At 60.4% G+C, this 19359-nt stretch carries 17 protein-coding genes and 3 pseudogenes; 15 read left to right on the plus strand and 5 right to left on the minus strand.

Translation table 11 applies throughout. From position 1 onward, the window contains the following. The 4 genes from ACTJKL_RS09300 to ACTJKL_RS09315 form a co-directional block, all read right to left on the minus strand. Window positions 1–227, minus strand: a 227-nt coding sequence (locus tag ACTJKL_RS09300) for a LysR family transcriptional regulator (RefSeq protein WP_440852746.1), incomplete at its 3' end; no start/stop codon positions are given. Window positions 228–863: 636 nt separating this feature from the next. After that, entirely contained in the window at window positions 864–1832 is a 969-nt protein-coding gene (locus ACTJKL_RS09305) for an ATP-binding protein (protein WP_411924377.1), read from the minus strand. Between the two features lie 226 nt (window positions 1833–2058). Then, window positions 2059–2238 (minus strand): ATP-binding protein, encoded by a 180-nt coding sequence (locus ACTJKL_RS09310; RefSeq protein ID WP_411924378.1) that lies wholly within the window; start codon window positions 2236–2238, stop codon window positions 2059–2061. 291 nt (window positions 2239–2529) lie between these two features. Continuing rightward, window positions 2530–2739, minus strand: coding sequence for a hypothetical protein (locus ACTJKL_RS09315; RefSeq protein WP_102764700.1), 210 nt, complete (start codon window positions 2737–2739; stop codon window positions 2530–2532). A gap of 305 nt (window positions 2740–3044) precedes the next feature. Between ACTJKL_RS09315 and ACTJKL_RS09320 the strand changes: the two are divergent. Beyond that, window positions 3045–4343 (plus strand): annotated as a pseudogene (locus ACTJKL_RS09320) (IS110 family RNA-guided transposase); the annotation flags it as partial. 204 nt (window positions 4344–4547) lie between these two features. Here the strand turns inward: ACTJKL_RS09320 and ACTJKL_RS09325 are convergent. After that, entirely contained in the window at window positions 4548–4919 is a 372-nt protein-coding gene (locus ACTJKL_RS09325; protein WP_440852860.1) for a transposase, read from the minus strand. 66 nt (window positions 4920–4985) lie between these two features. On the opposite strand from ACTJKL_RS09325, the pseudogene ACTJKL_RS09330 reads away from it, so the two are divergent. From ACTJKL_RS09330 to ACTJKL_RS09395, 14 genes and pseudogenes are all read left to right on the plus strand, one after another. Next, window positions 4986–5194, plus strand: a pseudogene (locus tag ACTJKL_RS09330) (hypothetical protein); the annotation flags it as partial. Between the two features lie 113 nt (window positions 5195–5307). Then, window positions 5308–6811 (plus strand): annotated as a pseudogene (locus ACTJKL_RS09335) (FAD-dependent oxidoreductase). Between the two features lie 577 nt (window positions 6812–7388). Beyond that, window positions 7389–8084, plus strand: coding sequence for a GntR family transcriptional regulator (locus ACTJKL_RS09340; protein ID WP_411922600.1), 696 nt, complete (start codon window positions 7389–7391; stop codon window positions 8082–8084). Window positions 8085–8495: 411 nt separating this feature from the next. After that, window positions 8496–9098 (plus strand): amino acid synthesis family protein, encoded by a 603-nt coding sequence (locus ACTJKL_RS09345; protein WP_437416818.1) that lies wholly within the window; start codon window positions 8496–8498, stop codon window positions 9096–9098. Between the two features lie 15 nt (window positions 9099–9113). Further along, window positions 9114–9947, plus strand: coding sequence for an alpha/beta fold hydrolase (locus tag ACTJKL_RS09350; RefSeq protein WP_440852747.1), 834 nt, complete (start codon window positions 9114–9116; stop codon window positions 9945–9947). After that, a complete protein-coding gene (locus ACTJKL_RS09355; RefSeq protein ID WP_411926784.1) occupies window positions 9944–10873 on the plus strand; it encodes a flavin reductase family protein in 930 nt (309 codons plus the stop codon). Before ACTJKL_RS09350 ends, ACTJKL_RS09355 begins: the two co-directional genes overlap by 4 nt. Beyond that, complete coding sequence (locus ACTJKL_RS09360; protein WP_411922596.1) at window positions 10870–11910, plus strand: LLM class flavin-dependent oxidoreductase; 1041 nt, start codon at window positions 10870–10872, stop codon at window positions 11908–11910. The genes ACTJKL_RS09355 and ACTJKL_RS09360 overlap by 4 nt, the downstream gene beginning before the upstream one ends. Before the next feature lie 5 nt (window positions 11911–11915). After that, a complete protein-coding gene (locus ACTJKL_RS09365; RefSeq protein ID WP_440852748.1) occupies window positions 11916–13379 on the plus strand; it encodes an aldehyde dehydrogenase in 1464 nt (487 codons plus the stop codon). A 5-nt stretch (window positions 13380–13384) separates the two neighbouring features. Further along, complete coding sequence (locus ACTJKL_RS09370; RefSeq protein ID WP_411922594.1) at window positions 13385–13714, plus strand: NIPSNAP family protein; 330 nt, start codon at window positions 13385–13387, stop codon at window positions 13712–13714. 38 nt (window positions 13715–13752) lie between these two features. Beyond that, a complete protein-coding gene (locus ACTJKL_RS09375; protein ID WP_440852749.1) occupies window positions 13753–14763 on the plus strand; it encodes an ABC transporter substrate-binding protein in 1011 nt (336 codons plus the stop codon). Between the two features lie 115 nt (window positions 14764–14878). Continuing rightward, a complete protein-coding gene (locus ACTJKL_RS09380) occupies window positions 14879–15754 on the plus strand; it encodes an ABC transporter permease (protein WP_411922592.1) in 876 nt (291 codons plus the stop codon). A gap of 1 nt (window position 15755) precedes the next feature. Then, window positions 15756–16556 carry an ABC transporter permease gene (locus tag ACTJKL_RS09385; RefSeq protein ID WP_102762286.1) on the plus strand — a complete coding sequence of 267 codons (801 nt, stop codon included), beginning with the start codon at window positions 15756–15758 and terminating at the stop codon, window positions 16554–16556. Beyond that, complete coding sequence (locus ACTJKL_RS09390) at window positions 16553–17632, plus strand: ABC transporter ATP-binding protein (protein WP_440852750.1); 1080 nt, start codon at window positions 16553–16555, stop codon at window positions 17630–17632. The genes ACTJKL_RS09385 and ACTJKL_RS09390 overlap by 4 nt, the downstream gene beginning before the upstream one ends. Before the next feature lie 82 nt (window positions 17633–17714). Next, on the plus strand, window positions 17715–19187 hold the full coding sequence (locus tag ACTJKL_RS09395; RefSeq protein ID WP_411922590.1) for an NAD-dependent succinate-semialdehyde dehydrogenase: 1473 nt from the start codon (window positions 17715–17717) through the stop codon (window positions 19185–19187). Window positions 19188–19359: the final 172 nt, after the last annotated feature.

The raw sequence follows: 19359 nt of genomic DNA on the forward strand, positions 1-19359 counted from the left end.
TCCTGCATCGCCCTCACGCGGTCCAGCAATATCTGCCCGTCCGGTGCGAGCTCGTATCCCGTCCGCGCCCTGACGAACAGCGCTCGTCCCGTGGCACGTTCCAGCGCCAGCATCCGTCGCCCAATGGTCGGCGCGCTGATCCCCGTCTTCTCAGCGGCACCCGCAAGCCCGCCTTGCTCGGCGACGTGCAAAAAGAGACGAAGATCTTCCCAGTTTTCGACTTTCATCCGGTTCGACTTTCATCCATGAAAGATGGCTTTCGTTCGCGCCTCTACAGTTGCATGGCCTCTCGAACCATTTTCCGGGTAACGCCAGATGCCCGGAGAAACGAGATGCTACTTGAATGGACGATCCTATATAGGGAGCTGGTAAGCCAACAGCGCAAAAAACGCTGCGACGCGTTCGCCGATCCACTCGACGGTGCCGAATGGGAAGGATTCGGCTGGCTCGTGAAATGGATCGCGAGGTCTGCTGCGCGCCGTTCGCAAGCCGGTGACCACAGAGGGAAGGGCACGCTCGATCAGACGTGCCGTGCGCAACCGTCCGCGGCGCCCTTGGGCTTGCCTGCGCCTAGCCCAATCGGCTCTCGCTGCGCAATGGAGTGAGCTCGTCCTCCCGCCGCGATCTTACTCGATCGATGCGAACAAGCATCCAAGCAGCAAAAGTTTCCCCGGATCATCTGACGTTGGGAACAGTGCAATTATCCGGAATTAGGACGGAAAAGGCCATCGCCCGATCCCATTGTTGGATGGCACATCTTAGAGGAGAATGCGGCGTTATGGAGCAAGTGCCACATGCGTCAGGCGGCGCGTTAGGAGGTTGTCGCCTCTACCGACGCGGTTTTACCAGTGTTTCTGGGGTTATCAGATGCAGCCGCTCGTCTTCTTTCCTTCTTTCGCCAAACTCTCGACATCGCTTGAAAAACCACTTCTACTGAAAAACAGGTAGTGCTTGCCCGTCGCTCCTTCCCCGTAAGTCGTTTTCTCGGATCGCTCACGCAACAATCGGACGTGGCCAATGTCGATCACGCGCGATCGCCATTTGCATTCGCCATAAAAAAATGCACCATCCAACAATCGCCCCGCGACATCGATGTCGAAATCGGCGTGACCCCAAATCTGGCCAACCTCCTGCGTCGGAACCGCAAGGACCTCCTGCAGATGAAGCCTTGCAAATTGAAGGGCGATCGGTTCGAACGCAATACCCATATAGTCGGAGAACGGAGGCTCCACGACGCGGTCGTAAACCTCCTCGCCAAACCCGCTGCTGATCGCGCTCAGGTTTGGTCGCACGAAACGATGCCAGAACGACATCAGGCTGTCTGTAACGCGATAGCGGCGGTTTCGGCCCTTCTCGTCGGCATCCAGCGATTTCGAATTATCGATCAAATCGAGCGCGAGCAGTTTTGCCAGGTACGGTCCAATACCGTCTGCTTTGACACCCAGTCGGTTTGCGATCTCCGACTTAGTGTTGCAACCGTCAGATACAGCCGCAACCACGCTTGAGTAAAAGGACGGCTCTCTGAGTTCGGTCTGCAGCAGCGTGTTCGGTTCGTCGATCAGCGTGCCTGTCTCTGTGAGCAAGAGTTTGATGACGTTGTTGCGGAGCGGTTCCTGAGCGTCGCAAAGCTGAAGATAGTAGGGAATGCCGCCGAACATCGCATAGGTTCTGATAATGTCGTCGGCCGTGTACTCCGGGAAAAACTTGGCGACATCGACAAGTGGCAAGGCCTTCATGTCGATCGACAGGGTTTTTCGCCCGTAAAGCGGGTTCCGTTCCGCCAACAGGTCTTCCATTTGAGAAATGGCAGAGCCGCAAAGGATCAGTTTCATCGCCCCATCTGCAAGCGCGCCGGAATCCCAGAATTTCGCACGATCGATCGCAGTGCTGGCTCGTTATCAAGCAGATAGGGAAATTCGTCGATCGTGACGATCAATCCCGGATGCTCGCCGGCACGCTCGGCAACATAGTGCAGTACCCCCTCCCAGCTTGACAGGGCTTCGAGCTGTGGCTTTGATCCGATTGCCTTTCCGACATCGGATTTGAACTGCTCTAGGTTCAAAAGTGATGAGACGCGGGTCGCTTGAAAGTAGATTCCGGGTGATTCTTGGCGGCCTCCCGAAGGAACCGCGATTTGCCGATCCGCCGTCGGCCAAATACGATGATGAGGGAAGGTCGTTGCGAATCCAATTCGGTCCGCACCAGCTTGAGTTCACGTTCGCGCCCGAGAAACTGCATATGCCTGCCTTTTGGTAAACGTAATTACCTTAATCGTGATTACCTTAATCCTGAATTTCTTAGTGGCGATTCCTTTGTCAAGTTCTGCGCGCTGCGGACTCTTCAAACCTTCTCCAGATTGTCGATTTTTCCTCAGGCACCAGGGCAAGCCTATTCCCTTTGAAACCCGGCAGTTGATCTCTCGTGGGCAGAAAGAGTTTCGTAGCGCAGTCGGTACCGAGATCGGTTCTCCTGCTTCGCGCAGGACCTCCAAGACGGCTTGGGGCTTGTTTATGCCATTCATGGCCGCTTTTACCTCGGACGACGACGGCTTTGCCTTACGAGGTCGATCACCGCACCTGACCCCGGCTGTGACGATGCCTGGAAGTCTGGCTCATAGCTCAGGATCACGCGCTCCAGCGCTCTCATCAGTTCCTGAATGTCTACCCGCTCCCTTTCAAGCTGCTGCAGCCTGTCAATTAAGGCGGCTCGCTTCTGCTTCAACTCGTACACTACACTCATTCGAGGCTCCGTTTTTATCGGAAACCAGGGTTAGTCGGGATACCATTTCAGGTCTGGTGGTTTTTGCTACCTAACCTTTCGCGGGGGGTGCCCCGCCTGCGGGGATAGAAACGGTGTGCTAGTGTCAGCGCTGGAGGGGAGTGGCCGTCGGCATTTTGGTGGCATTTCACCCCGTTACCTAACGTGGTCCATGGGCTGCTGCGCACTTGAGAGTGGTGACGCCGTTGTCGGCGATCCCGGTTAGGAATTTGATCTTTTAGCACAGCCCAGCCCCTCCGTTCGACAACCGGATAGGAGAGCCTGCCATGTCTCGAACAAAGAAGTCTCGCAGCAGGCGGGATATTTCCCCTACTCACTTGAATGCTGCTGCAATCGACATCGGTGCGACGATGCACGTGGCCGCAGTCGGGCCCGACCAAGCTTCCGAGCCGGTGCGCAGTTTTGGCACCTTCACCGGCGATCTGCATCGGTTGGCGGACTGGTTCACGACGTGTGGCGTGCGCACGGTCGCGATGGAGTCCACGGGGGTCTACTGGATTCCGGTCTTCGAGATACTCGATCAGCGTGGCTTTGAGGTCATAGTGGTCAACGCCCGCGATGCCAAGCACGTGCCAGGCCGCAAGACCGATATCAGCGACGCCCAATGGCTGCAGCGTTTGCATGAATATGGATTGCTCAGGGCCAGCTTCGGGCTGAAGGGCGAAGTGGCGGTCATGCGCGCCTATCTACGTCAGCGTGAACGTTTGCTCGATTACGCTGCCTCGCACATCCAGCACATGCAAAAAGCGCTGACGCAAATGAATCTGCAGCTCCACCACGTGGTGGCAGACATCACCGGTGTCACCGGCATGGCCATCATCCGTGCGATTGTCGCCGGTGAGCGCGATCCGATGGTTCTGGCGTCCTATCGCGACCCACGCTGCCATGCGTCTGCGGAGACGATCCGTCACGCGCTCGTCGGCAATGATCGCGAAGAGCACATCTTTGCCCTGACCCAGGCGCTGGAGTTGTACGACGTCTACCAAGCCAAAGTGGCGCTCTGCGACGTGCGCATCGAGGCTGTATTGAAACGGCTGCGGCAGGTCTCGTCCACCCCGGTAGGCAAACCGCCGCCCGTACGGACAACGCAGAAGCAGTCCAATGACCCAGCCTTCGATGTTCGCGCCGCCCTGTACGGCTTGCTCGGCTGCGATGTCACTCAGATTCACGGGCTCGGGCCTTATCTGACGCTCAAATTGGTCGGAGAGTGCGGGACCAACCTCTCGGCCTGGCCGAGTGCCAAGCACTTCACCTCCTGGTTATGCCTCTCACCAAGCAACAAAATCTCCGGCGGCAAAGTGTTGTCGTCACGGACCCGACGATCTGGTAGCCGGGCCGCGGCGCCACTGCGGCTTGCTGCGGTTGCGGTCGGGCGCACGCAGACCGCGTTGGGGGCATTCTATCGGCGTCTGTCGGCTCGTGTCGGCAAGGCCAAGGCGGTCACTGCCACGGCTCGCAAAATCGCCGTCTTGTTCTACAACGCCCTGCGGCACGGTATGGAATACAGCGATCCGGGAGCCTCCCACTACGAGGACAATTACCGCCGACGCATCCTTCGCTCCCTGGCCATCTGCCAAATCCCCGGAAGACGAAAAGAGGGCCGCTTATCGGATCGCGCTTCAAGGTCTCCTGTACCATTAGGACAGGCTGGGAAAGCCTCTCCGGATGTCCGTATAGCCCCTCGCCAACCAGACCTTCACACCGCTCGCGACCGGGATCATCGCCGCTCCAGCACATCAGAAATCCGACCGAGCGCTTCGGGGTCGACGTCACTCTCGACCCGCAGGCGACGGCCTCGGCCAAGCTCGGTCGTGACGATACTTGCCCTTTTGCGCGGTCGGGAGACCGGCGGCTCCGCTGGCGACGAAGGCGGCTCGACGATCTCTCCCGGAATGAGCTGCGGGACGGACGGCCGCGGATACCTGACAGAGTTCCTTGCGCCAGCGAAAAAGCTGGCTCACATGGATACCGGCCGTTCGCGCGATCTCGGAAACGCGCGCCTCCGGCATGACTGTCGCGGCGTCGAACCGTTCCTTCTCCTCGCGAGACCAGCGCCGACGCCGCTCGACCGACGTGATCACCTCAATCTGATGCATCGTCATAGGACTAGTCTTAAATGCGGTATTCAGCATACGCTGCATCTGTGGTGGGTGAAGAGAGGTGCTGCGCTTCGGGCTGATGATAAAACGTGGTCTGCGAGACCTTTCCTGCACCGCCAGCTTCACGCCGTCTACAACGCCATCGAACTGCCGTGGAGCAACGGCCAGGCGGAGGGTCAAATCCACCGCCTGAAGACAATCAAGCGTGCGATGGCAGAGCTGGCCCGGAGCTGCTCAGGGCCAGCTCTGCCACTCGACCAAAATCGCCACCAGACAAAGTGAGGAAGACCCCAATTAAACGCCAAGCGACACCTTGATCCCGCCTCGCCGATGATTGCGGAACCCGAGAGGAAGCCGGCTGGGCAGCGTCTCCGCGGAACTTTTGCGCTCGTTTTAAATTTAGCCAATGCTCGTTTCCGAAAGGCCCGTCATGAACGTAAGCGACGAAAGAACCGTCTCGCTGTGGGCGACGGTCAAGGCTGCGCCTGACGCGGTTCCACTCATGGAAAACGATCAGGCCGACGTGATCGTCATCGGCGCCGGAATCGCCGGTTTGTCGGTAGCCTACGAGTTCGCCGTGTGTGGGCAGAAAGTCGCTGTAATCGATCGCGGCGAAATCGGCAGCGGGATGACCGCGCGGACAACCGCTCACCTTTCATCGATATGCGATGACTATTTCTCCCAGCTGATCGAGCTGCGGGGGCGCGAGGTGGCAAAGCCAATCAGCCGCAATTGACCGTATCGAAGCGATCCAGGAGAGCGAGGGCATAGCCTGCGACTTCAGACGTGTCGACGGCTTTTTATTTCCGTCATCCGGAGCGGAGGATGCCAGTCTCGAGCGCGAGCTCGACGCAGCGCTCCAAATCGGGGTCGCGGTAGAAAAAATCGTTGGTTTGCCGTTTGTTGAGTTTTCAGCGGCGCCAGCCCTCCGCTATGGCCGTCAGGCGACGTTCCATCCGCTCAAGTATCTACGTGGGCTGGCTACCAGCATTTGCGCACGTGGCGGCAGGTTATACTGTGATACAGTTGTCGAAAAGGTCGAGGAAGCCGAAGACGGCGTCCGCGTGTCAACGAGCTCTGGGCTCAGCGTCACCGGAAGATGGGCCGTTGTCGCAACTAATTCGCCGATCAATGACCGTGTCGCCATCCACACCAAACAAGCGCCATATCGGACCTACGCGATGTCGTTCGAAATCGACCGCGGAGCCGTTCCGGATGGGCTCTACTGGGACATGGAAGATCCGTATCACTATGTCCGCCTGCAACCCGGTGAGGGCGCGAGCGACTTTCTCCTGGTAGGCGGCGAGGACCACAAAACGGGTGCGGCTGACGATGCTGAACGGCGGTTCGCCGCTTTGACGGCCTGGATCAAGCGCCTGGTGCCCAATCTCGGCGCTGAAACCCATCGCTGGTCCGGCCAAGTAATGGAAGCCATCGACTACACTGGTTTCCTTGGCCGCAATCCGGGGAACGAGCGTGTGTTTGTGATCACCGGCGACTCCGGCGAAGGCATGACGCATGGAGTTGTCGCTTCGCTATTGATCCGGGACCTGATCTCTAAAGGCAGCAGTCCGTGGCGGGACCTTTACGAGCCGTCTCGCAAAACCACGGGAGCGATTGTGGACTATCTCGTGGAGAACGCAACGGCGGTTAAGAACTTCGCGGAGTATGTTGCGCCTGGCGAGGTCGACTCCGTCGATAAGCTCCAGCCAGGACAGGGTGCCATCGTCCGCGAGGGCTTGACCAAGGTTGCCGCCTTCCGCGCCGAGGACGGGACGTTATACAAACGATCCGAGTCCTGCACGCATATTGGCTGCCACGTGCATTGGAATTCCCTTGAACGTTGCTGGGACTGTCCTTGCCACGGCTCGCATTTCGCGGTCGACGGCACGGCCCTAAATGGGCCCGCCGTCTCGCCTTTGGCTGACCTCTGATAGCTACGAGCATTGAAGTCTCGGCCGCAAATTTACAGGTGAGTAGTTCATCTTGTGACGCCAAGTCGCCCATTTCACAACCTCGATATTTAATCTCTGAATTGCTGTCCGCGACAGTCGCCGGTTATCGTCCCACAAGTCAGTTCGAGCGCCGCTAATGTCGGTGGCGAGTGGCAGGAACCCTCATCCTCTCAATCAATAGGGCAGGGCAGGCGTTGGCACATTCGATGCCGTTCGGGGCCGTCCGCGCCAACAGAAGCGGCGCGATCAGAGCTCTAATGGTCGCTTAGTGCCTTGGCGTTTCTCGGCCTTCCCTGATGTTGCGCACTGAGCCAGGCTCGGGAACCTTATCACCGGGGCGCAAACTAATGCGAAATGTTTGCTGCCCGTGTTGTCCTCACGCGCTCAGTCCCGTCGTTGAAGTGATCTCGGAGCCGGGTGGCCCCGCCAGATCTTACGCGCAGGTGGCTAGAGATATCGCTCGGTTGATCGCCATTGAAGAATTTAGGTATACGAGTATTATGGTACACCGTAATATCACTAGCATCGGCAGACGAACCGATATTGAGGTAAGAGGATGAACGCTGATTTGCGGGAGACCGACATCCGAGTAGAGCGTCCGGCCAAGACATTGAGGGAACTAGCACTCGAAAAGGTTCGGGATGCAATTGTAGACGGCTATTTCAAACCTGGCGAACGCCTCGTCGAGCGTGATCTCTGCGGTCAACTGGGCGTGAGCCGCACGGTCGTCCGTGAGGTGCTACGTCATCTCGAATCCGAGGGGCTCGTAGCGAGCTTACCGAACAAGGGACCGATCGTCGCGCTCCTCGACTTGGATGAGGCAAAGCAGATTTATGAAATCCGTGGCGCCCTCGAAGGAATGGCTGCGCGCCTGTGCGCGGAACGCCGCGACCCGGCCATCGCGGAGGCTCTCGAAGCGTCGTTGAAGGGCATCCGCGAGAGCTATGCGGCCAAGGACATGCATGGCGTTCTCAACCAGACTTCCGCTTTCTATCAAACATTGTTCACCCGGGTTGATCGGCACGTCGCCTGGGGCGTCGTGAATCTTCTGACCGTCCGGATCAACCATCTGCGCTCCATGACGATCAAGACCAACAATCGCGACGTCGAAGGACCTGCGCAAATGGAAAAAATCGTCGATGCGATCAGAAGGGGCGACGGCGAAGCGGCCTGCAGAGCCGCCCTTGACCATGTCGCCCGCGCCGCTGCCATCGCGGAAACGCTCATCGCCGCTCAGCAGACGGGCGAGTGAATAGTTACGGTGGAAGGCAGAATGGCCCTGCCTTCCCGAGACGATGCTGTCGACCTGGCCCACTCCGGTTATCCGGGAGCTGGTCACCGATCGCTTCTGCCAAGGCGACGGCATTGTAATTGAGCCCGCGCACCTCCTTTTCCTGCAATAGCGCCCCACACACATCGGACGCCTAGGCAGCGGCCGGCGCGACCAGTGTGGCGTTCGGCCCTGGGTACGTCTGGCAGGCCTCGCGCACCCGCACCGCGACATGAGGTTGGCTCCTCTCCCGCAAGTCGCCGACCCAAGGCGATTTTCGTCAATGCCATCCGTTGCTTCCGACGTTTCTGGCTCGGCCTCAGGGGATGCTTGACACCGTAATATTATGGTATACCATAAGACGTAATAGATAATGATAGGGAGGAGTTTCCAATGTCCGTTCAGATCCGCAAGACGCTGCTCCAGATCGAAACGACCTTGATCGAAGGAGGCAAGGCCACCCCGCAGCCGTTGAAGCTGTTTTCGGCGCTGGCGGTGGTGAAAAATCCATGGGCGGGGCGGGGTTTCGTGGAAGACCTCAAGCCGGAGATCCATGCGGCAGCACCTGTGCTTGGGGAGCTCCTGACCAGAATGATTATCGACGCCGTGGGCTCAGGCGAAGCGGTCGAAGGCTACGGCAAGGCCGCCGTTGTGGGGCTTGACGGTGAGATCGAGCATGCCTCGGCACTCATCCATACGCTGCGCTTCGGCAATCACTATCGCCAAGCGGTCGGCGCCAAGTCGTACCTCGCCTTCTGCAATACGCGCGGCCCCGCCAACGCCACCGTCATGATCCCACTGATGGACAAGAACGATGAGGGTCGCCGTTCTCACTACCTGACGATTCAGACGGCGATGCCTGATGCGCCGGCCGCCGATGAAATCGTCGTGGCTCTTGGCGCATCGGTTGGCGGACGCCCGCACCATCGGATAGGCGACCGCTATCAGGATCTGAAGGACCTCGGCCAGGACGCCGCCAATCCGGCCGGCGTGTAAACGGCAGGCACTTCGATGCAGACGGTCACATCAAATACGTCCGGGGAGGGCGGCACTGCGCTGCCGCGCAAGATGACTGTGCGCGGAGCCGCCTACCTCGAAGCCGGTGAGGGCGAGCCGTTGATCCTCATTCACGGCGTCGGCATGCGCCTCGAGGCCTGGGCGCCGCAGATCGAAGCCTTCGCCAAGACCCATCGCGTCATCGCGGTGGACATGCCCGGGCATGGCGGGAGCGAGAAAATCGCGGCGGGCAGCACGGTGCGCGACTTCGTCGACTGGTTCGGCCGCTTTCTGGACGATATCGGTATTGACCGTGCGAATCTCGCGGGGCACTCGATGGGTGCGCTGATTTCCGGCGGCGCGGCGGCAACCTTCGCCAACCGCATCACGCGTGTCGCTTATCTCAACGGCGTTTACCGCCGCGATCCCGCGGCAAAGGCGGCCGTTCTGGCCCGCGCAGCGGCGATCCGAACAAGCGGCGTGGACACGGCGGGACCGTTGCTGCGATGGTTCGGCGATGATCCGCAGAGCCAGCGAGCACGGGAATTGACCCGCGTGTGGTTAGAGGCGGTCGATCCGGAAGGCTACGCGATCGCTTATACCGCCTTTGCAAACGGCGACGAGGCCTATGCCGATTGCTGGCCTTCCGTCACTTGCCCCGCCCTTTTCCTCACGGGTTCGGGAGACCCGAATTCGACGCCGGAAATGGCTGAGCAGATGGCGTCGCTGACGCCGAACGGATGGGCTCGCGTCGTCGACGGTCACAGACATATGGTCAATCTGACCGCGCCGGAGAGTGTCAATGCGCTGATGGCGGAGTGGCTGAATTACCGGGAGGAGCCGGCATGAGTGTGGAAGATCCAAGAGCCTTGCGCGACGCCTTTGGCGCCTTTGCGACCGGAGTGACGGTGGTGACGGCGAACAATCCGACGGGCCAGCCAATCGGTTTTACAGCCAATTCCTTTACGTCCGTCTCGTTGGATCCGCCCCTGCTGCTTGTGTGTATTGCCAAGACCTCGCGCAATTATGAGACGATGACCGGAGCGGAGCGTTTCGCCGTCAACGTCCTGTCCGAAACACAAAAAGACATCTCCAACACCTTCGCCCGGCCGGTGGAGGATCGGTTCGCGTCCGTCGACTGGAGGAAAGGGCCGAATGGTTGCCCGATCCTTTCCCAGGTCGCGGCCTGGTTCGAGTGTTCGAAGCAGGACCTCATCGAGGCTGGCGATCATGTGATAATGGTCGGGCGCGTAACGGCCTTCGAGAACAGCGGGCTAAATGGCCTCGGCTATGCCCGCGGCGGCTATTTCACGCCTAGGCTGGCGGGCAAGGCCGTTTCCGCGGCCGTCGGGGGCGAAATTCGTCTCGGCGCAGTGCTCGAGCAGCAGGGCTCAGTATATCTCGTGGGCGATGAAACGCTGTCGATCCCGAGTTGCACCGTCGAAGGCGATGACCCCGCCCGGACCCTGGCGGCGCATCTCGAGCAATTGACCGGACTGAACGTCACCATCGGCTTTCTCTATTCAGTCTATGAAGACAAGAGCGATGGACGGCAACACATCGTCTATCACGCACTGGCCAGCGACGGTGCCCCGCAAAGAGGCCGGTTCCTGAGGCCGGAGGACGCCGCCGCGGCGAAATTCAGCAGCACCGCGACCGCCGACATCATCAATCGTTTCGTGCTCGAAAGCTCCATCGGCAATTTCGGTATGTACTTCGGCGACGAGACCGGCGGCACGGTTCATCCGATCGCGAACAAGGACGCACGCACATGAAATTCTCGCTTTTCGTACACATGGAACGTCTCGATGCCTCGCAGGACCACAAGTCGCTCTACGAGGAATTCGTCGCGCTCTGCGAGATCGCAGACAAGGGTGGCATGCACGCGATCTGGACGGGTGAGCACCATGGCATGGAATTCACCATTGCGCCGAACCCGTTTGTAACGATTGCGGACCTTGCCCGCCGCACGAGGAATGTCCGCCTCGGCACCGGCACAGTGATTGCGCCGTTCTGGCACCCGATCAAGCTCGCGGGCGAGGCGGCGATGACGGATCTCATCTGTGACGGCCGCCTCGATATCGGGATCGCCCGCGGCGCGTACAGTTTCGAATACGAGCGGTTGTTGCCGGGCCTGGATGCCTGGAGCGCCGGACAACGGATGCGCGAACTCATTCCGGCCGTCAAGGGGATTTGGGCCGGTGACTACGCCCACGACGGTGAGTTCTGGAAGTTCCCCGCCACCACCTCGGCGCCGAAGCCGCTGCAAGATCCGCATCCACCGATCTGGGTTGCTGCCCGCGATCCGAATTCCCATGAGTTCGCTGTCGCGAACGGCTGCAACGTGCAAGTGACGCCGCTCTGGCAGGATGACGAGGAGGTCCGAAGCCTGATAGGTCGGTTCAACGACGCCTGCGCCAAGAGCCGTGGGGCCGAGCGGCCTAAGATCATGCTGCTGCGTCACACCTATGTCGGCTCCGACGAGGCAGATATCGCGCGAGCCGCTCATGAGATGAGCGTCTACTACAATTACTTTTTCGCGTGGTTCAAGAACGAACGACCGATCAAACAAGGCCTCATCGAACGGATTCCGGAAGAGGAAATTGCCGCCAACGCCATGCTCTCGGGCGAGGCGATGCGACGCAACAACGTCGTCGGCACGGCCGATGAGGTCATCGCCCGGCTGAAGACCTACGAGGCGATGGGGTATGATGAATACTCCTTCTGGATCGACACGGGTATGAGCTTCGAGCGCAAGAAGGCGTCGCTTGAACGCTTCATCGCCGAGGTCATGCCGGCGTTTGCGGAGTAGGGCAGATGCAGCGCTTCCAGTGTTACATCGATGGTGAATTCGGCGACGGCGAGGCCCGGTTCGAAAGCATCGACCCGGCGACGGGCCGTGCCTGGGCGGAGATGCCGGAGGCGCGCGAAGCCGATGTCGATCGCGCCGTTGGAGCGGCGCACAATGCCCTCTATGGCGGAGCATGGCCGAGGCTGACCGCGACGCAGCGAGGCAAGCTGCTGTACAAGCTCGCCGATCTGGTGGCCGCGAATGCCCAGAAACTGGCGGAACTCGAGACGCGCGACACAGGCAAGATCATCCGCGAAACCTCGGCACAGATCGCCTATGTCGCCGACTATTACCGCTATTACGCCGGGATCGCCGACAAGATCGAAGGATCCTATCTGCCGATCGACAAGCCGGACATGGATGTGTGGCTTCGCCGCGAACCGATCGGCGTCGTCGCCATGGTCGTGCCGTGGAACAGCCAGCTTTTCCTTTCGGCGGTCAAGATCGGCCCGGCGCTTGCGGCCGGCTGCACCATGGTTGTGAAGGCGTCGGAAGACGGGCCGGCGCCGCTGCTCGAATTCGCCCGGCTGGTTCATGAGGCCGGCTTTCCGGCCGGCGTCGTCAATATCATCACCGGCTTCGGCCCGCCCTGTGGGGCGGCCCTCAGCAGTCATCCCAAGGTCGACCATATCGCCTTTACCGGCGGGCCCGAGACCGCGCGTCATGTGGTGCGCAGTTCGGCGGAGAACCTCGCCTCGACCTCGCTGGAGCTCGGCGGCAAGTCTCCCTTCATCGTCTTTGCCGACGCCGATCTCGAAAGTGCGGCAAACGCGCAGGTCGCCGGCATCTTCGCGGCGACCGGCCAGAGCTGCGTCGCCGGCTCCCGCCTCGTCGTCGAGCGAACCCTCAAGGACCGCTTCCTGGAGATTCTCAAGGCGAAGGCCGAGGCGGTGCGCCTCGGCAGCCCGCTCGACATGGCGACGGAAGTCGGGCCGTTGGCAACCCGGCGCCAGCGCGCGCACATTGAGGCCCTGATCGCCCGCTCGCTCGCCACCGGCGCCAAAGTGGTGACTGGAGCCAGCGCTCCCGAAGGCGACGGTTTCTACTATCGGCCGACCATTCTCGACTGCGACGGCGGCCGCTCGCCCGCGCTGGAGGAGGAATTCTTCGGGCCGGTCCTTTCAGTCGCCTCCTTCGAGACCGAAGAAGAGGCACTGGCGATCGCCAACGACACCCGTTACGGCCTTGCGGCCGGGCTGTTCACACGGGATCTCACGCGTGCGCACCGGCTGATGAAAAGCATCCGCGCCGGGGTCGTCTGGGTCAACACCTATCGGGCGGTCTCGCCGATCGCGCCTTTCGGCGGTTTCGGGCTTTCCGGCCACGGCCGCGAGGGTGGCATGGCGGCGGTGCTCGACTACACTCGGACCAAGACCGTGTGGCTGAGGACCTCGGATGATCCGATCCCGGATCCCTTCGTGATGCGGTGACGGCGATGTTCTACGAGATCCGCACCTATCGGCTGAAGAATGGCGCGATCCCCGCCTACCTGCAGGTGGTGGAGGAGGAAGGGATCGCCATCCAGAAGAAGCATCTCGGCGAACTCGTCGCCTACTTCTTCTCCGAGATCGGGCCGATCAACGAGATCGTCCATATCTGGGCCTATTCGAGCCTCGACGACCGGGAGAAGCGTCGCGCGGCGCTGATGGACGACCCGGACTGGCGGACGTTCCTTCCGAAGATACGCGACCTCATCGAAGTCGCGGAGAACAAGATCATGAAGGCTACGCGCTTTTCGCCCACCGGCGGCGCATCACCAGAATAACCAATCAAGTAAAACCGGGAACAACGGAGCAAGGGAACATGAAGAGGATATTCGCTTTAACGATCGTCGCCGCCGCCATGGCAACATCCGCGCCGGCATCCGCCGCCGATCTCGTTTTTTCAAGCTGGGGCGGCACGACACAGGACGCGCAGAAGGCTGCTTGGGCTGACAAGTTCGCGGAGAAAACCGGCATCAACGTGCTGCAGGACGGGCCGACCGACTACGGCAAGCTCAAGGCCATGGTCGAGGCGAATGCCGTCACCTGGGACGTAGTCGACGTCGAGGGCGACTACGCCGCGCAGGCCGGCAAGAAAGGTCTGCTCGAAAAGCTCGACTTCTCAGTTATCGACAAATCGAAACTCGACCCGCGTTTCGTCACCGACTACTCGGTCGGCAGTTTCTATTATTCTTTCGTCATTGGCTGCAACAAGGACGTGGTCGATGCCTGCCCAAAGACGTGGGCCGACCTTTTCGATACGGAAAAGTTCCCCGGCAAGCGCACCTTCTACAAGTGGTCGGCGCCTGGCGTCATCGAAGCGGCGCTTCTCGCGGACGGCGTGCCGGCCGACAAGCTCTATCCGCTTGATCTCGACCGCGCCTTCAAGAAGCTCGACACTATCAAGGGCGACATCATCTGGTGGTCCGGCGGCGCGCAGTCGCAACAACTCCTTGCGTCTGCTGAGGCACCCTTCGGCAGCCTCTGGAACGGTCGCATGACAGCGCTTGCCCAGAGTGGCATCAATGCCGAAACCTCCTGGGAGCAGAACATCACCGCCGCCGATTCACTCGTCGTACCCAAGGGTGCGAAGAATAAGGAAGCGGCAATGCAGTTCATCGCGCTTGCCACATCGGCCGAAGCTCAAGCTGAACTCGCCAGTTTAACCGGCTACGCGCCCATCAATCTGGATTCCCCAAAAATGATGGACCCGGAAGTGGCCAAAATGCTGCCGGACGCGCAGACGGCGAGCCAGGTTAACGCAGACATGAACTACTGGGCAGAAAACCGCGACGCGATTGGTGAGCGCTGGTACGCCTGGCAGGCGAAATAACCACCGGGAACCACTGGGAGGACGGCTGTGGCGTTCTTCCGGTGCTCCGGCGGTCAGAGGGCTGCGTGCTGTCCCGTGACGGCGCATTGCCCTCTTAATGGGAGGAAAGACGACGATGGTTACGCAGACCGAAACCGAGAGCGGGAGAGCGTTTGTGCCCGTACGCGCCCGTCGGCCGAGCGACTTTGATCTGACTTTGCCGGCGCTCGGCCTGCTGATCCTGTTCTTCGTGCTGCCGGTCGCCATCCTGCTGATGCGCAGCGTCACGGAACCAATGCCGGGCCTCGGCAACTACGCCGAACTGCTGGGCTCTTCGACCTATTTGCGCATATTTGTAAACACCTTTATCGTATCCGGCCTGGTGACGTTTGTCTCATTGCTGATCGGTTTTCCGGTCGCCTGGGCGCTCGCCATCATGCCCAGCCGCGTCGCTTCGGTCGTCTTCGCCATTCTGCTCCTGTCCATGTGGACCAATCTGCTGGCACGCACCTATGCCTGGATGGTGCTGCTGCAGCGCACCGGTGTCATCAACAAGCTGCTGATCGGGATGGGGCTCATCGACAAGCCGCTGCCGCTCGTCAACAATCTGACCGGTGTGACGATCGGCATGACCTACATCATGCTGCCCTTCATCATCCTGCCGCTCTATGGCGTCATTCGGAAGATCGACCCGGCCATCCTGCAGGCGGCCGCACTTTGTGGCGCCAACCGCTGGCAATCGCTCGTCCGCGTGCTCTTGCCGCTGGCGATGCCGGGCATGGCGGCGGGCGCGCTCATGGTCTTCGTCATGTCGCTCGGCTACTTCGTCACGCCGGCGCTGCTCGGCGGTACCGCGAACATGATGCTCGCCGAACTCATTGCGCAGTTCGTCCAGTCTCTCGTCAATTGGGGCATGGGTGGTGCCGCAGCCCTTGTGCTGCTGGTCGTCACGCTTGCACTTTACGCCGTCCAGCTCCGCTTCTTCGGCACCGATCGGATGGGAGGGCGCTGAGATGCTTTTGAACTTCGATCGCCTCGGCTGGTGGAAGCTCGTTCTCCTCGGCATCACGCTGCTGACGACGGCATTTCTGCTTCTGCCGATCCTGTTCATCGCGGCGCTGTCCTTCGGATCGTCGCAATGGCTGATCTTTCCGCCGCCCGGCTGGACGCTCAAATGGTATCAGGAGCTTCTCGCCGATCCGCGTTGGCTCGAGTCCGCCTGGACGAGCTTCCAGATCGCAATCATTGTCACTGTCCTCTCGGTTCTGCTAGGGCTCGTGACCTCGTTCGGCCTAACCCGCGGGCGCTTCCCGCTCCGCGAAGCATTGAAGGCGCTGTTCCTGACGCCGATGATCTTGCCGGTCGTGGTACTTGCGGTCGCGCTCTACGCATTTTTCCTGCAGATCGGACTCAACGGGACCCTAACTGGCTTCGTCATCTCGCATCTGGTGCTGGCGCTTCCCTTCTCGATCCTGTCGATCACCAATGCGCTCGAAGGCTTCGACAAATCGATCGAGGATGCCGCCGTGTTGTGCGGCGCGTCTCCGCTCGAAGCCAAGCTCCGGGTGACGCTGCCGGCCATCAGCCACGGCATCTTCTCTGCAGCGATCTTCTCCTTTCTCACCTCCTGGGACGAAGTGGTCGTCGCAATCTTCATGTCGAGCCCGACGCTCCAGACGCTCCCCGTGAAAATTTGGGCGACGCTGCGGCAGGATCTGACACCGGTCGTTGCCGCGGCTTCCACACTTCTCATTCTCTTGACCGTGCTTTTGATGGTGCTCGTCGCTCTCGTTCGCAAAGGACTGAAATCATGAGCAAACCTTTTCTGCAAATCCGGGGTATTCGCAAAGAGTACGGGCCGGTGACCGCCGTGCAAGACGTCAATCTCGATGTCGCGCAGGGCGAGTTCCTGACATTTCTCGGCCCCTCGGGATCGGGCAAGAGCACCACGCTCTATATTCTCGCCGGCTTTGAGAACCCGACGCGCGGCGACATCCTTCTCAACGGGCAGACTCTGCTATCGACGCCCTCTCACAAGCGCAACATCGGCATGGTATTCCAGCGTTATACGCTGTTCCCCCACTTGTCCGTCGGCGAGAACATCGCCTTTCCGCTGAAGGTCCGCCGCCTGCCGAAGGCGGAGATCGACGCCAAGGTGCGCGAGATGCTGAAGCTCGTGCGGCTCGAAGGCTTCGAGGACCGCAAGCCCGCGCAGATGTCCGGTGGGCAGCAGCAGCGGGTCGCATTGGCGCGCGCACTCGCATATGACCCACCTGTGTTGTTGATGGACGAGCCGCTCTCGGCACTCGACAAGAAGCTACGCGAGGAGATCCAGCACGAGATCCGCCGGATTCACCAGCAGACGGAAGTGACCATCCTCTACGTTACGCACGACCAGGAGGAAGCGCTTCGCCTTTCCGATCGGATCGCCGTTTTTTCGAAGGGCGTGATCGACCAGATCGGTACCGGGCCGGAGCTCTACGCCAATCCCGCCACGCGGTTCGTCGCCGAGTTCATCGGAGACAGCGATTTCTTGCCCTGCAATGTGATTTCCACGGCGAACGGCCGGGCAGAGGTCGCTATCTGTGACACAATGAGAGTGGCCAACGTTCCCCTGCATGGAACTGCCTCCTCCGGAGGCAAAGCCTCCCTCATGCTGAGACCGGAACGCCTGCTCCTGTCTAAAACGCGATCGGACACCGGGTTGCCCGCCACGGTTAGCGATATCACCTTCCTCGGCAACAACGTGCACGTCGCAACAAAGACCAACAAGGGCAACGATCTGTCTGTCCGCCTTCCGTTCGGTCACGAGGCGATCTCGGGCCTCGCTCGCGGCGATGCCGTTTGGTTGAGGTTTGATGCCAGATCGGCGCACGTCTTCGGTCAATGAAGGTAGCCGACGCGGCATCGGGACGACACAAATCTGGCTCTTCGGGAGCAAGACGCGCACGTTTGCGCCAGGAGGCCTGCGAATGACGATTTCGGAAACCCTGCTCGTCAAACTGAAGGATACCAGCCTTGCCGTTGACAAGGGGCTGGTGGGCGCCGAGTGGCTCGCGAGAAGCGACAGCGGCAAGACATTCGACGTCACCAATCCGGCGACAGGCGAGGCTATCGCGACATTGCCCGACATGGGCCGGGCCGAAACCGCGCATGCCATCGATGCGGCGCACGCAGCGCAAAAGGAATGGGCGAAAAAGACCGGCAAGGAACGCGCCGCGGTGCTGCGCAACCTCTACGACCTGATAGTTGCCAATGCCGACGACCTTGCTACCATCTTGACCATGGAAATGGGCAAGCCGCTCGCGGAGGCGAGGGGCGAAATCCTTTACGGGGCGTCCTACGTCGAATGGTTCGGCGAGGAAGCAAAGCGCGTCTATGGCGACACCATTCCGGGACACCAGCCAGACAAGCGCATCATCGTGATCAAGCAACCGGTCGGGGTCGTTGCCGCGATCACTCCATGGAATTTTCCGAACGCGATGCTCGCCCGCAAGATGTCGCCGGCGCTCGCAGCCGGTTGCGCCATGGTCTCAAAGCCGGCGGCGGAAACGCCGCTTTCGGCGCTGGCGATCGCGGTCTTGTCGGAGCGCGCCGGCCTGCCGGCGGGACTCTTCAACGTCGTGCTGTCGACCGACTCGGCCAGTGTTGGCAAGGAAATGTGTGCGAACGACAAGGTGCGCAAGCTGACCTTCACCGGTTCCACCAATGTCGGCAAGATCCTGATGCGCCAGGGCGCCGACCAGATCATGAAGCTGGGTCTGGAACTCGGCGGCAATGCCCCCTTTATCGTCTTCGATGACGCCGATCTCGACGCGGCGGTCGAAGGGGCCATGATCTCCAAATACCGCAATAACGGCCAGACCTGCGTCTGCGCCAATCGGCTGTTCGTGCAGGCCGGGGTCTATGACGCCTTTGCCACGAAGCTCGCGGCCAAGGTGCGGGAGATGAAGATCGGCGACGGGTTTGAGCCGGGCATCGACGCCGGTCCACTGATCTCGGAAAAGGCGCTCGCCAAGGTCGAGGAACATATAGGCGACGCGGTGGCAAAGGGCGCGGAAGTGGTTCTCGGCGGCAATGCCCGAGGCGGTCTGTTTTTCGAGCCAACCGTGCTGACGGGTGTCACCATCGACATGAAGATCGCTCGCGAGGAAACTTTTGGACCTGTTGCGCCGCTCTTCAAATTCGAGACAGAGGAGGAGGTCATTGAAGCGGCCAGCAATACCGAGTTTGGCCTGGCGTCCTACTTCTACTCGAAGGATATGAGCAAGATCTTCCGCGTAGCGGAGGCGCTGGAATACGGCATGGTCGGCATCAACACCGGCCTGATCTCCACCGAGGCGGCCCCCTTCGGCGGCATCAAGCAGTCCGGCCAGGGCCGCGAGGGCTCCAAGTATGGCATTGATGACTATTTGGAGATTAAATACCTCTGCCTAAGCATCTGACCGTAGCGCAGGTTTCGCGCTGACCAATGCACCGGGGGCAAATCTCGACACGGAGTGTGCGTCAAGCTTCGCACTTGGATGGTGACGCGAGCCAACTCCTTCTTCAGCCGCCTGATCTCTTCGGCCTCGTTTTAGGGTCGATCTTTTGCGTTCGAAAGACAGCGCAAAGCGT

It is taken from the genome of Sinorhizobium sp. 22678 (assembly GCF_052044265.1).
Classification (GTDB): domain Bacteria; phylum Pseudomonadota; class Alphaproteobacteria; order Rhizobiales; family Rhizobiaceae; genus Sinorhizobium; species Sinorhizobium meliloti_A.

What these genes read in the sequence shown, in the direction of transcription:
- ACTJKL_RS09305 (WP_411924377.1), bottom strand. Translation starts at nt 1,832, where the DNA reads ATGAAACTGATCCTTTGCGGCTCTGCCATTTCTCAAATGGAAGACCTG.
- ACTJKL_RS09355 (WP_411926784.1), top strand. Translation starts at nt 9,944, where the DNA reads ATGAGTGTGGAAGATCCAAGAGCCTTGCGCGACGCCTTTGGCGCCTTT.
- ACTJKL_RS09395 (WP_411922590.1), top strand. Translation starts at nt 17,715, where the DNA reads ATGACGATTTCGGAAACCCTGCTCGTCAAACTGAAGGATACCAGCCTT.
- ACTJKL_RS09315 (WP_102764700.1), bottom strand. Translation starts at nt 2,739, where the DNA reads ATGAGTGTAGTGTACGAGTTGAAGCAGAAGCGAGCCGCCTTAATTGAC.
- ACTJKL_RS09310 (WP_411924378.1), bottom strand. Translation starts at nt 2,238, where the DNA reads ATGCAGTTTCTCGGGCGCGAACGTGAACTCAAGCTGGTGCGGACCGAA.
- ACTJKL_RS09370 (WP_411922594.1), top strand. Translation starts at nt 13,385, where the DNA reads ATGTTCTACGAGATCCGCACCTATCGGCTGAAGAATGGCGCGATCCCC.
- ACTJKL_RS09340 (WP_411922600.1), top strand. Translation starts at nt 7,389, where the DNA reads ATGAACGCTGATTTGCGGGAGACCGACATCCGAGTAGAGCGTCCGGCC.
- ACTJKL_RS09360 (WP_411922596.1), top strand. Translation starts at nt 10,870, where the DNA reads ATGAAATTCTCGCTTTTCGTACACATGGAACGTCTCGATGCCTCGCAG.
- ACTJKL_RS09385 (WP_102762286.1), top strand. Translation starts at nt 15,756, where the DNA reads ATGCTTTTGAACTTCGATCGCCTCGGCTGGTGGAAGCTCGTTCTCCTC.
- ACTJKL_RS09365 (WP_440852748.1), top strand. Translation starts at nt 11,916, where the DNA reads ATGCAGCGCTTCCAGTGTTACATCGATGGTGAATTCGGCGACGGCGAG.
- ACTJKL_RS09380 (WP_411922592.1), top strand. Translation starts at nt 14,879, where the DNA reads ATGGTTACGCAGACCGAAACCGAGAGCGGGAGAGCGTTTGTGCCCGTA.
- ACTJKL_RS09345 (WP_437416818.1), top strand. Translation starts at nt 8,496, where the DNA reads ATGTCCGTTCAGATCCGCAAGACGCTGCTCCAGATCGAAACGACCTTG.
- ACTJKL_RS09375 (WP_440852749.1), top strand. Translation starts at nt 13,753, where the DNA reads ATGAAGAGGATATTCGCTTTAACGATCGTCGCCGCCGCCATGGCAACA.
- ACTJKL_RS09325 (WP_440852860.1), bottom strand. Translation starts at nt 4,919, where the DNA reads ATGCAGCGTATGCTGAATACCGCATTTAAGACTAGTCCTATGACGATG.
- ACTJKL_RS09350 (WP_440852747.1), top strand. Translation starts at nt 9,114, where the DNA reads ATGCAGACGGTCACATCAAATACGTCCGGGGAGGGCGGCACTGCGCTG.
- ACTJKL_RS09390 (WP_440852750.1), top strand. Translation starts at nt 16,553, where the DNA reads ATGAGCAAACCTTTTCTGCAAATCCGGGGTATTCGCAAAGAGTACGGG.